General features: G+C 51.9%; 9 protein-coding genes and 1 tRNA gene. 9 read left to right on the forward strand and 1 reads right to left on the reverse strand.

Annotated features, from left to right (window positions below):
• The first annotated feature begins 12 nt into the window (after positions 1 to 12).
• From LN244_RS06880 to LN244_RS06890, 3 genes are all read left to right on the forward strand, one after another.
• A complete protein-coding gene (locus LN244_RS06880; protein WP_239042107.1) occupies positions 13 to 1,374 on the forward strand; it encodes a cache domain-containing protein in 1,362 nt (453 codons plus the stop codon).
• Positions 1,375 to 1,378: 4 nt separating this feature from the next.
• Entirely contained in the window at positions 1,379 to 2,032 is a 654-nt protein-coding gene (locus LN244_RS06885; protein ID WP_239042377.1) for a response regulator transcription factor, read from the forward strand.
• 130 nt (positions 2,033 to 2,162) lie between these two features.
• A tRNA-Val gene (locus LN244_RS06890) sits at positions 2,163 to 2,239 on the forward strand.
• A 1,213-nt stretch (positions 2,240 to 3,452) separates the two neighbouring features.
• Here the strand turns inward: LN244_RS06890 and gltA are convergent.
• Positions 3,453 to 4,730, reverse strand: a complete 1,278-nt coding sequence (gltA, locus tag LN244_RS06895; RefSeq protein WP_239042108.1) for a citrate synthase — start codon at positions 4,728 to 4,730, stop codon at positions 3,453 to 3,455.
• A 446-nt stretch (positions 4,731 to 5,176) separates the two neighbouring features.
• Between gltA and sdhC the strand changes: the two genes are divergently transcribed.
• The 6 genes from sdhC (at position 5,177) to odhB (ending at position 12,791) form a co-directional block, all read left to right on the forward strand.
• Positions 5,177 to 5,554, forward strand: a complete 378-nt coding sequence (sdhC, locus tag LN244_RS06900) for a succinate dehydrogenase, cytochrome b556 subunit (RefSeq protein WP_239042109.1) — start codon at positions 5,177 to 5,179, stop codon at positions 5,552 to 5,554.
• Positions 5,548 to 5,895 (forward strand): succinate dehydrogenase, hydrophobic membrane anchor protein, encoded by a 348-nt coding sequence (gene sdhD / locus LN244_RS06905; RefSeq protein WP_181739836.1) that lies wholly within the window; start codon positions 5,548 to 5,550, stop codon positions 5,893 to 5,895. The genes sdhC and sdhD overlap by 7 nt, the downstream gene beginning before the upstream one ends.
• Positions 5,896 to 5,898: 3 nt before the next feature.
• Positions 5,899 to 7,674, forward strand: coding sequence for a succinate dehydrogenase flavoprotein subunit (gene sdhA / locus LN244_RS06910; protein ID WP_239042110.1), 1,776 nt, complete (start codon positions 5,899 to 5,901; stop codon positions 7,672 to 7,674).
• A 12-nt stretch (positions 7,675 to 7,686) separates the two neighbouring features.
• Positions 7,687 to 8,391 carry a succinate dehydrogenase iron-sulfur subunit gene (locus tag LN244_RS06915; RefSeq protein WP_239042111.1) on the forward strand — a complete coding sequence of 235 codons (705 nt, stop codon included), beginning with the start codon at positions 7,687 to 7,689 and terminating at the stop codon, positions 8,389 to 8,391.
• Positions 8,392 to 8,702: 311 nt separating this feature from the next.
• Positions 8,703 to 11,534 (forward strand): 2-oxoglutarate dehydrogenase E1 component, encoded by a 2,832-nt coding sequence (locus LN244_RS06920; RefSeq protein ID WP_239042112.1) that lies wholly within the window; start codon positions 8,703 to 8,705, stop codon positions 11,532 to 11,534.
• 54 nt (positions 11,535 to 11,588) lie between these two features.
• Positions 11,589 to 12,791 (forward strand): 2-oxoglutarate dehydrogenase complex dihydrolipoyllysine-residue succinyltransferase, encoded by a 1,203-nt coding sequence (gene odhB / locus LN244_RS06925; RefSeq protein WP_239042113.1) that lies wholly within the window; start codon positions 11,589 to 11,591, stop codon positions 12,789 to 12,791.
• Positions 12,792 to 12,818: the final 27 nt, after the last annotated feature.

A 12,818-nucleotide genomic window follows, 5' to 3' on the forward strand; every position in this document is an offset into this window, starting at 1 on the left:
GGGTGCTGCTTTATGCCGCTCAAGTTCAAGATTCTCCTCCTTGCGCTCATACCCATGATGCTGGTGACTGCTGCCGTGACCTGGATTGGCCTTAATCAGGCTCGCCAGTTGTCGGAGGATGAGATCAGGCTGTTTGAAGAACATCTTCTGGCGTCGAAAAAGCGTGAGCTTAAAAACTACGTCAGTCTGGCAATGACCTCGATAGGTCATATCGTTGATAACGCAGGCGCCGATGACGAGCAGGCGCAGGCTGAAGTTCGCAAGATATTGACGGATATGACTTTTGGGCAAGACAAGGATGGATATTTCTTTGTCTACACGCTCGATGGCACCAATCTGGTTCATCCCACTGAACCGGAGTTGATCGGGCAAAACCTCTATGACCTTCAGGATAGTGGCGGAGATTACGTTATCCGTAATCTGTTGGCGCAGGTTGAGCTGGGGGGCGGCTATCATCGATACATCTGGCGCAAGCCGTCCCGTCAGGAGCAGATCGACAAATTAAGCTACGTGGTTTTGCTGCCCAAGTGGAACTGGATGCTAGGTACAGGGCTGTACCTGGATGACATCAGTCGAGAAGTTGCAAAAATTCGTGCCCAGGTAAATCGTAATATTCGAAATACGTTTTTCACCGTGTTGGTGATTACATCCGTGGCGGTAGTACTGGTTGTTCTTGTTGGGATAGCAGTCAATCTTCATGAGAGTCGAATGGCTGACAGTCGACTCAGGATGCTGGCCCATCGTTCAGTCCTGGCCAACGTGGCTGATAGAAGGCGATTTTCGCGTGAGTTGCATGATGGTATCAACCAGTTGATGGTTTCAGTGCTCTACAGGATCGAGTTAGCCAAACGCAAACTCAAAAATGAAGATCCGAGTGGGCTTGAGGACCTTGATCAGGGATATGATGTCCTGAACGAGGCAATCCAGGAAGTACGACGTATTTCCCATGACTTGCGGCCAACGTTGCTGGATGATCTTGGCCTGAAGGCGGCCTTGGACGGATTGCTCAGTCGATTTGAGGAGCGAACAGGTATCCGTTTAAAGGTGGATATAAGGTTGCCGACAGCAGAGCTGCCCGAGGATGTAGAGATTACAATCTATCGTCTCGTACAGGAGGGGCTGACCAATGTTGAACGGCACGCAGATGCGAGTATGCTGAAATTGAGTCTTTGGGGTCAGGCTGGGACCCTATGGCTACGATTGCAGGATAACGGATGTGGTTTCGATACCGATGTTCTTGAGCGCTTTGAGGGTATAGGCTTGCGTAATATGCGAGAACGCGTTGAACTGCTTGGAGGCGAGTTCCGATTGCTGTCGAAACCGGGTCAGGGAGCTACCTTGTTGGTAGGTCTCTCATTGCGTCAAAGGGCATGAATTGATGACACAGCGGATACGCGTATTACTGGTTGATGACCATCCATTGGTCATAGATGGTATTCAGGCACGCCTTGAGGATGAAGGCACGATAGACGTGGTTGGACGCGGCGGTAATGGTCAGCAGGCTATAGCGCTGAGTGAGGAGTTGCAGCCGGACGTTGTGTTAATGGATATATCGATGCCGGTCATGAATGGTTTGGAAGCAACTCGCGTATTGACAGAACGGCTGCCTGGTATTCGCGTGCTGATACTGAGTATGCATGATAACCGTGAGTATATGGTGCAGCTCATTCAGGCAGGTGCGAAGGGATATATCCTAAAGGATGTTTCGGCCGCGGAAATGGTTAAGGCAGTTGAAACGGTATATCACGGTGGCACCTATTTCAGTGCGAGTGCCTCGCAAACGCTTTTCAGCAGCTTCGATCAGCCCAATGCAGGTGCAGAAAACAAGGATACACAGCTGACGCAGCGGGAACAGACGGTGCTGAAGCTGCTGGCTGAAGGGCATAACAATAAAGAGATAGCCAGAGTGCTGGGGATTTCGGTTCGTACGGTTGAAACACACAGGCAGAATATCAAGTCAAAACTTGATGTTCATACAGCAGCAGGCCTGACCCGCTATGCTATTGAGCATAATCTGGTGCAGTTATCCTGATCGTACCGACATGTTGCAAGCGATATGAGCAACAGTTGTGCAGTTGTTGCATCCATATGAAAACGAACGAAAAAGTTTGAAAAAACGCTTGCAAGCCAAACGTTCATCTATATAATACGCAGCACATCGAAGGACTATAGCTCAGCTGGTTAGAGCACCACCTTGACATGGTGGGGGTCGCTGGTTCGAATCCAGTTAGTCCTACCAAATTCCAAAACAGAAACAGCGGGTTAGCGAAAGCGGCCCGCTGTTTTTGTTTATCAGTCTTGCAATTCGTTAGTTGTCCGGCTCAGTTTCATTTTGCACCTGCGCCTGTCAGGGGTGCCGTGGATTGAGTGGTGCATGGCACTCTTGAGGCGAGCACTAATACGCTATTTAAAGCTTGGCGTTTTATGCATTCTCCCATTTATTCTGTACGAATCTGCTGCAAATAGCCTTGAGTGGGTTGTATTCAGGGTTTTGCTTGTATTGCTGATCAGCTGTGTATGATGTCAGAGCTAATATTGATGGGTATCGGCGTAAGTCTGCTGCTTTCATGGAATCGGAATGGGGGTGAATGGCGTACGCTGTGCCCTGGGTGCGGTTCTATGTATTGTGGAGCAATAGGGTGACCAGGGCGGGAGGGTTTGTGGAAATTCATTGCCACACTTAAATGTGGAGTTTAATAGACCCTTAAAGCTGGTATTCATTGGCAATTACTGGCTGGATAGTTTGACTTAGCAGGGATGAGGTTGTGATTTTCACGCTAATCGGCTATCTGAAAGCTTTGGCATGCTGATTAAGCCAGACGCGGTATCCATCCAGGAAAACTGGGCTCCCAGCAATCAAACAACAGTACCAGTTCGGAGCGGCATTGCCTGCAGCGGTAGATAGGATGGGAGTGGTGTTGGCTGATTTTGACCATTTCCTTGTGCGGTGGGTTATTGGTACCCATTAAGTCACGGCAATCTTTGCATTCGGACATTCTGGATAAGCACCTTCTTATAGTTATTGGTATATCTTATGTATATACACTAACTTGAGAAAATAAGTTTGTGAAGGTGCTTTAAATGAACAAATTATGACAACTTAGTTTTGCATAATTGCATCATATTTGGGTTTGGTCGGAAATGGGTAATGATCCCCATGAGATGAAACTGTCTCCCAGTGGGACTGCTCATGCAGATAGTAACTGAGGCAGAGTGTGCATTTGACGAGTTCGCTATTGCGAATTTGGCTAATGGTCGTAAGGTAAGAGTGGCGTCTGCCGGTGCGAAGCAACTGCTGGCAGGGAGGGCATTGGCAAAGCATGTTCAACTCCATTTGAACTTGAATTTCCTGTACTACTATAGGCTGTGTCAGTAAAAAGCACTAGAGGGAATGTTAAGGAAGTTTAGAGCAAAAGCCCCGCATAAGCGGGGCTTTTGTTAAGCAGGGGCATTTACGCGGGGTAATCGCGCTGCTGCTCACCAGTGTAAAGCTGGCGCGGACGGCCGATCTTGTTCGGGCTGGAGTGGAATTCATTCCAGTGAGAGATCCAGCCGATTGTGCGAGACAGGGCAAAGATCACAGTGAACATGTTGGTCGGAATGCCGATCGCTTTAAGGATAATGCCGGAATAGAAGTCGACGTTCGGGTACAGCTGACGCTTAACGAAGTATTCATCTTCCAGCGCGATCTGCTCCAGACGCTTGGCGATCTGCAGCTGAGGATCGTTTTCGATGCCCAGCAGTTCCAGGACTTCGTCGCAGGTCTTCTTCATGACCTTGGCGCGCGGGTCAAAGTTGCGGTACACGCGGTGGCCGAAGCCCATCAGGCGGAACGGATCGTTCGGATCCTTGGCCTTTTCGATGAACTCGGCAATGTTGGCTTCATCGCCAATCTCGTCCAGCATGTTCAGCACGGCTTCGTTAGCGCCACCGTGTGCAGGCCCCCACAGGGCTGCAATGCCTGCAGCGATACAGGCGAACGGGTTGGCGCCGGAAGAGCCTGCCAGACGTACGGTAGAGGTGGAGGCGTTCTGCTCGTGGTCGGCATGCAGGATGAAGATGCGATCCATGGCACGGGCCAGTACCGGATTGACTTCATAATCAGAGCACGGAGTGCCGAACATCATGCGCAGGAAGTTAGCGCCGTAGCTGAGGTTGTTCTGCGGATACATGAACGGCTGGCCGATGGAGTACTTGTAGCACATGGCGGCAAGTGTCGGCATCTTGGCGATCAGACGGTACGCGCAAACCTCGCGGTGATGCGGGTCGTTGATGTCCAGTGAGTCGTGGTAGAATGCAGACAGGGCGCCTACAACACCGCACATGATGGCCATCGGGTGAGCGTCGCGACGGAAGCCTTTGAAGAACTGGCTCAGCTGCTCGTGCACCATGGTGTGGTTTGAAATGGTGTTGACGAACTTGGCCTTCTCTTCTGCGTTTGGCAGTTCGCCATTCAGCAGCAGGTAGCAGACTTCCAGATAGTCTGACTTTTCAGCCAGCTGTTCAATCGGATAGCCGCGATGCAGCAAAATGCCATTAGCACCATCAATGTAGGTGATCTTGGATTCGCAGGCCGCCGTGGACACGAAGCCGGGGTCATATGTGAACAGGCCTTTGCCGGTCAACGGGCGTACATCTATGACGTCGGGACCTTCAGTGCCGGAGTAGACCGGCAGCTCGATCGCTTCGTCCAGACCATCGACTGTCAAACGTGCTTTCTTGTCAGCCATTAGAGGCTCCTATCATTCTGTTTGTATTGCTGCGGCAAACTACATGAGCCGCGTCATAGGAAATGGCCCGAAAAAGGACCCGAACACTATAGAGTTTGAAACAGGATTGTCAATTAAGCCTTTAGCTTAAGTGCTGCACTGCAAAACAGATTTTAGAGTTAACAAGTAGGGGAGGTAATGGGGAATAAATAATTAGTTTAATAGGAGTCAAAAAGTATCTATACGTAAAAAATTTATTGTTGGAGCCATACACTAGACTTAAGCCTTAAGGCCCTGTTGTCTCGTTGTATTCCGAAAGTGATCTGTCTATACTCTCGCACCTGAGTTGGCACCGTGCCCACTGGTTTAGTGTCAGTTCTGGCATCTCGAGGTACTACTCTCTGAGCACTTCCTAGCAACCTTGTCCTCTTGTCCTGCAATTGGACAAAAAAGTGTGAACTAGAGCCGTGAACAAGAAAAGACCTGTAAATTTAGATCTTCGAACCATAAAACAGCCACTTCCGGCGATTACTTCAATTCTGCATCGAGTAACGGGTGTAGCCCTGTTCTTCGGCGCCATCTTTATGATGTATGTCTTGGGTTTGTCGCTGGAGTCTCAGGCAGGCTTCAATGAAGCTGCTGAGATGCTCCAGGAATCATTCCTGGCAAAACTCATTGCATGGGGACTGGTTTCAGCACTGCTGTACCACTTCTTTGCAGGTATCAAGCACCTGATCATGGATCTGGGTCACTGTGAAGAGCTGGAAGGTGGTCGTATGGCTGCCAAAGTCACCCTGGTAGTAGCGGTTATCGCTATTCTGCTGGCAGGAGTCTGGATATGGTAACTAGTATTACAAGCTTTGGTCGTAGCGGTTTGTACGACTGGATGATGCAGCGCGTAACGGCGCTGGTACTGCTGACCTACACCGTTTTCATGATCGGTTATCTGCTGTTGAACCCGGATCTGGGTTATGAGCAGTGGAAGGAGCTGTTCAGCGGTACTGTGATGCGCATCTATACCCTGCTGGCACTGCTGTCCATGGTAGCTCATGCATGGATCGGCATGTGGTCTGTTTCAACTGACTACATCAAGCCGACCGGTGCTCGCTTTGTGTTCCAGTCCGTATGCGGCCTGCTGGCGTTTATCTACGTCGTGTGGGGCATCCAGATTCTGTGGGGTATCTAAAACATGTCTAAACTGCGTACGCTTACTTTCGACGCAATCGTTGTCGGTGGTGGTGGTGCAGGCATGCGCGCCGCGCTGCAGCTTGCACAGTCAGGTTTGAATACTGCCTGTGTTACCAAAGTATTCCCGACCCGTTCTCATACTGTGTCTGCTCAGGGTGGTATTACCTGTGCGATTGCAAGTGCGGATCCGAACGACGATTGGCGCTGGCACATGTATGACACCGTTAAGGGGTCAGACTACATTGGTGACCAGGACGCAATTGAGTACATGTGCTCTGTAGGTCCTCAGGCTGTATTCGAGCTGGATCACATGGGTCTGCCGTTTTCCCGTACTGAAGTTGGCCGTATCTACCAGCGTCCGTTTGGTGGTCAGTCCAAGAACTTTGGTGAAGGTGGTCAGGCGGCTCGTACTTGCGCGGCAGCTGACCGTACCGGTCACGCGTTGCTGCATACCCTGTATCAGGCGAACATGAAGGCAGGTACTACCTTCCTGAACGAATGGTACGCCGTTGACCTGGTGAAGAACTCCCAGGGTGATGTTGTTGGCTGTATCGCCATCTGCATCGAAACCGGTGAGACCGTCTACATCAAGGCCAAGGCAACTGTCCTGGCTACCGGTGGTGCGGGTCGTATCTACGCCTCTACTACCAACGCGCTGATCAATACCGGTGACGGTATCGGTATGGCCATGCGTGCCGGTGTTGCAGTTCAGGATATGGAAATGTGGCAGTTCCATCCGACCGGCATCGCAGGTGCTGGTGTGCTGGTTACCGAAGGTTGCCGTGGCGAGGGTGGTTATCTGGTTAACAAGGATGGCGAGCGTTTCATGGAGCGTTATGCTCCGAACGCGAAGGATCTTGCGGGTCGAGACGTTGTGGCTCGCTCCATGATCCTGGAGATCCTTGAAGGTCGTGGCTGTGGCGAAAACGGCGATCACGTTTACCTGAAGCTGGATCACCTGGGTGAGGAAGTGCTGCACTCCCGTCTGCCGGGTATCTGTGAGCTGTCCAAAACCTTTGCTGCAGCCGATCCGGTTAAAGAGCCGATCCCGGTTGTGCCGACCTGTCACTATATGATGGGTGGTATTGCGACCAATATCGGTGGTCAGGCGATCTCCCCTGATCCTGAAACCGGCGAAGACAAGATCGTCAATGGTCTGTTTGCCTGTGGTGAGGCCGCGTGTGTGTCCGTTCACGGTGCTAATCGCCTGGGTGGTAACTCTCTGCTTGACCTGGTGGTATTTGGTCGTGCGGCCGGTATGCAGATTGAGCAGCAGATGCGTGAAGGTTACGAAGTTCCTGATGCAACTGAAGCTGATATTGAAGCTGCAATGGCGCGTCTGAATCGTCTGAACAACAGCACTGGCGGCGAGAAAGTGTCAGAAGTGCGCAAGTCACTTCAGGATACTATGCAGCTGTACTTCGGCGTATTCCGTGACGGTGAGAGCATGCAGAAGGGTCTGGGCATGTTGAAGGAGATCCGTGAGCGTGTTGCCAACGTACATCTGGAAGACAAGAGCCAGGCATTCAATACTTCGCGTATTGAAGCTCTGGAGCTTGAAAACCTGATGGAAGTTGCGGAAGCGACTGCAATTGCAGCGGAAGAGCGTAAAGAGTCTCGTGGTGCGCATGCGCGCAACGACTTCACCGATCGTGATGACGAGAACTGGCTGTGCCACTCTGTGTTCTTCCCGCAGACCAAGTCCATTGGCAAGCGTGCGGTTAACTTCGCGCCGAAGACAATGGATCCGTTCCCGCCGAAAGTACGAACCTATTAAGGGGCTGGTGCGATGCTGGTAAGTGTATATCGTTACAATCCTGAAATTGATGATGCTCCGTACATGCAGGATGTTCATATCGACATCCCGGGTGGCAAGGACATCATGGTGCTGGACCTCCTCCAGTTGCTGAAAGAAAAAGACCCGACTCTGGCGTACCGTCGCTCCTGTCGTGAGGGTGTTTGTGGCTCTGACGGCATGAACATGAACGGCAAGAATGGTCTGGCTTGCATCACTCCGCTGTCTGAGGTGGTGGAGAACGACAAGCTGGTGCTGCGCCCGCTGCCAGGTCTGCCGGTCATTCGTGACCTGGTCATCGACATGACCCAGTTCTACAAGCAGTACGAAAAGATCAAACCTTTCTTGATCAATGATACTCCGGCGCCGGCGATCGAGCGTCTGCAGTCTCCGGAAGAACGTGCTGAGTTGGACGGTCTGTACGAGTGTATCCTGTGTGCATGCTGTTCAACTTCTTGTCCGTCTTTCTGGTGGAATCCGGACAAGTTCATTGGTCCGTCCGGCTTGTTGCAGGCTTACCGCTTCCTGGCGGATAGTCGTGATACTGCTACTCGTGAACGTCTGGCTGATCTGGATGACCCGTTCAGCGTATTCCGCTGCCACGGTATCATGAACTGTGTAAGCGTTTGCCCGAAAGGTCTTAACCCGACCAAAGCAATCGGCAAAATCCGCAATATGCTGATTCAGCAGGCGACTTGATCCTGTTTTGTCAGCTTCGAAAACGGCACTCCTCGGGGTGCCGTTTTTTTTTGCCATTATCCGACGGGTGGATTTTACTAGCCGAAAGGCCTATGTCGTCAGAACGACAATATTTTGTAGAATCGGTGCCCGCTAACAGTGTAAAGGCTGTCACAAAAGGCGTAGAATTAATGCCCGCAACTGCATGTGATCCGTGCGGGGGCAGGTTATATACAAAAACGGTAATCAGCAGAGGGTCGCAGGACTGCCGGTACAGGAAATAGTGCAGCCTGACCGTTGCAGCGCCCTCTCAGAGCCAGGGTGAGATGATAATGCAAGATGGCATAATGGAGCAGATGTGGAAGAATGCCCACCTTTACGGGGGTAACCTTTCATATGTAGAACAACTATACGAAACCTATTTGATGGACCCGAACGCTGTTCCACAAGAGTGGCGTAACGAGTTTGATCGACTCCCCAAGGTTGGTGATAGCATCTCTCAGGATGTGCCTCACTCCACCATCCGGGACCATTTCCTTCTCCTCTCCAAGAATCAGAAGCGCGCCGTTCCGGTTTCCGGAAGCAGTGTCAGCTCAGAGCATGAAAAGAAACAGGTTCGTGTTCTGCGTATGATCAATGCGTACCGCGTGCGTGGTCATCAGCATGCTGACATCGACCCGTTGAATCTGATGGAGCGTGAGCAGGTTCCTGATCTTGATCCTCGTTTTCATGAGCTGTCAGAGGCGGATTTCGATACTCGCTTCCAGCTTGGTTCACTCTTCTTCGGTCCTGAAGAAAGCTCTCTGAAAGAGATCCTGGCTGATCTTAAGAAAACTTATTGCACTACCGTCGGCGCTGAGTACATGCACATTGTCGACACTCAGGAAAAGCGCTGGATTCAGTCTCGTATGGAGCCTGTTCGCAGTCATCCTGTTCTGACCAATGACGAGCGCAAGCATATTCTGGAGCGTCTGTCTGCCGCGGAAGGGCTTGAGAAGTATCTGGGTTCACGCTATGCGGGCGCCAAGCGTTTCGGCCTCGAAGGTGGTGAGAGCCTGATTCCCTGCCTGGATGAATTGGTGCAGCGTGCCGGTCGTGATGGTGCCAAAGAGCTGGTTATCGGCATGGCTCACCGTGGTCGACTGAACGTGCTGGTGAATATCTTCGGTAAGAACCCGCAGGATCTGTTCGGTGAATTCGAAGGCAAGAAGTTGATCGAAACGTCTGGTGACGTTAAATACCACCAGGGCTTTTCCTCCAACGTAATGACTCCGGGTGGCGAAGTTCACCTTGCGATGGCATTCAACCCGTCGCATCTGGAGATTGTTTCGCCGGTAGTTGAGGGCTCTGTTCGTGCCCGTCAGGACCGTCGTGGCGACAAGGTTGGCAACAGTGTCATTCCGGTTTCCATCCATGGTGATGCGGCATTTGCCGGTCAGGGCGTGGTGATGGAAACTTTCCAGATGTCCCAGACCCGTGCCTACAAGACGGGCGGAACCATCCATATCGTCATTAACAACCAGGTTGGTTTTACTACTTCCCGCAAGGAAGACGCACGCTCTACAGAGTACTGTACCGATGTGGCCAAGATGGTCCAGGCGCCTATCTTCCACGTCAATGGCGATGATCCTGAAGCTGTCCGTTTTGTCACTCAGCTGGCACTGGATTACCGTAACGAGTTCAATAAAGATGTCGTGATCGATCTGGTGTGCTATCGCCGCCGTGGTCACAACGAAGCGGATGAGCCGTCCGGTACTCAGCCGTTGATGTACAAGCAGATCAAGGTTCAGAAAACAACCAAAGAGCTGTACGCGGCTCGTCTGGTTGAAGAAGGCGTTCTGTCGGCAGATGAAGCCAAGGCGCTGGATCAGGACTATCGTCAGGCGCTGGAAAACGGCGAACATGTTGCCAAGTCACTGGTTATGGAGCCGAACAAGGAGCTGTTCGTCGACTGGCGTCCCTACCTTGGTCATGAATGGTCATTCGACTGCGACACCAGTGTGGATCAGAAGTTGCTTCAGGAATTGGCTAATAAGACCTGCGAATTCCCTGAGGGTCTTGCCATTCAGCGTCAGGTTCAGAAAATCTACGAAGACCGTAAAAAGATGGCAGCCGGTGCCATGGAGATCAACTGGGGCTTCGCTGAGACCATGGCGTACGCAACCCTGTTGGCAGAAGGTTATCCGGTTCGTCTGACCGGTCAGGATGTTGGTCGTGGCACCTTCTCCCACCGTCATGCTGTCGTGCATAACCAGAAGGATGCAACGACTTACGTTCCGTTGCAGAACCTTGCTGAGGGTCAGCCGCCATTTGATATTTACGATTCCTTCCTGTCGGAAGAGGCGGTGCTTGGCTTTGAATACGGCTACTCCACTACGACCCCTAATGCTCTGGTCATCTGGGAAGCTCAGTTCGGTGACTTCGCCAACGGAGCCCAGGTCGTAATCGACCAGTTCATTACCTCCGGTGAGCACAAGTGGGGTCGTCTCTGTGGTCTGACCATGCTGCTTCCGCATGGCTTCGAAGGTCAGGGTCCTGAGCACTCTTCTGCACGCCTTGAGCGTTTCCTGCAGTTGTGTGCCGAGCACAATATTCAGGTATGTGTCCCGACTACACCGGCTCAGATTTTCCACTTGCTGCGTCGTCAGGTGGTTCGTCCGTTGCGTAAGCCGCTGGTGGTCATGTCTCCCAAGTCTCTGCTGCGTCACAAGCAGGCTGTTTGTACTCTGGAAGACCTGTCTGAAGGTACATTCCAGCCGGTCATCCCTGAAGTGGATGCCCTGGATCCGAAGAAAGTGAAGCGTCTGGTGATGTGTAGTGGCAAGGTCTACTACGATCTGTACAATCGCCGTGCCGAGCTTGAAAAGGACGATGTTGCGATTGTGCGCATCGAACAACTCTATCCGTTCCCGGAGCAGAGTCTGAAACAGGCCATTGCGGAGTACACCAACCTTGAGTCAGTGGTTTGGTGTCAGGAAGAGCCGATGAACCAGGGTGCCTGGTACTGCAGTCAGCATCACATGCGCAATGTGTTGCAGCAGCATGATCCAAAACTGCATCTGATGGGTGTGGGGCGTCCGCATGCAGCAGCGCCCGCAGTTGGCTACATCTCGGTTCACCTTGAGCAGCAAGAACAGCTGGTCAACGAAGCAATCAACGGTTAATGACAGGTTTGTATCTGTAATCAATACCTGCGCAGCATTATTAAAGGAAACAGCATGTCCATCGATATCAAAGCGCCGACTTTCCCAGAATCCGTAGCGGACGGTACCGTTGCAACCTGGCACAAGCAGCCGGGTGAAGCCTGTTCAGCTGATGAGCTGATTGTTGACATTGAAACCGATAAGGTCGTTCTTGAAGTTGTTGCGCCGGCTGATGGCGTTATCAAGGAGATCGTCAAGGGTGAAGGCGATACTGTTCTGAGCGAAGAAGTAATTGCGATCTTCGAAGCGGGTGCTGCTGCCTCTGCACCGGCTGCTGCTCCGGCTGCTGAGGCCGCTGCCGCTCCGGCTGCTGAAGTGACTACTGACGCTGACAAGGTTGGCCCTGCGGCACGCAAGCTGATCGAAGAGAACGGTCTTGATGCTGCCCAGATTCCGGGCACAGGCAAGAATGGTGGTATCACCAAGGAAGACGTCCAGAACTTCCTTAAGAATAAGCCTGCAGCTGCGCCTGCACCGGTTGCAGCTGCACCTGTTGTGAACGTAGCCGCTGGTGAGCGTGTTGAGAAGCGCGTTCCGATGACCCGTCTGCGCGCAACTATCGCCAAGCGTCTGGTTGAAGCTCAGCAGAACGCTGCAATGCTGACGACTTACAATGAAGTCAATATGAAGCCGGTCATGGAGCTGCGTAAGCAGTACAAGGACCTGTTCGAGAAAGTACACGGCGGTACGCGCCTGGGCTTCATGTCCTTCTTCGTGAAGGCCGCTACTGAAGCTCTGAAGCGTTTCCCGGCTGTGAACGCCTCTATCGATGGTAACGATATGGTTTACCACGGTTATCAGGATATCGGTGTTGCTGTATCTACAGATCGTGGCCTGATGGTTCCGGTACTGCGTGATACCGACTCCATGAGCCTGGCAGAAGTTGAAGCTACCATCGCTGACTTCGGTAAGCGTGGTCGTGAAGGTAAGCTGGGTATGGAAGACATGCAGGGCGGTACTTTCACCATTACCAATGGCGGTGTATTCGGTTCCCTGATGTCCACTCCGATCTTGAACCCGCCGCAGACTGCAATTCTGGGCATGCACAAGATCCAGGAGCGTCCGATGGCAGTCAATGGTCAGGTTGAAATCCTGCCGATGATGTACCTCGCACTGTCATATGACCACCGTATGATTGATGGCAAAGAGGCGGTACAATTCCTCGTCACCATTAAGGATCTGCTGGAAGATCCGGCACGCATGTTGCTGGATGTTTGATCAGACCCACAATCGAGCGAGTGAAAA

It is taken from the genome of Marinobacterium sediminicola, from assembly GCF_022343685.1.
GTDB lineage: Bacteria > Pseudomonadota > Gammaproteobacteria > Pseudomonadales > Balneatricaceae > Marinobacterium > Marinobacterium sediminicola.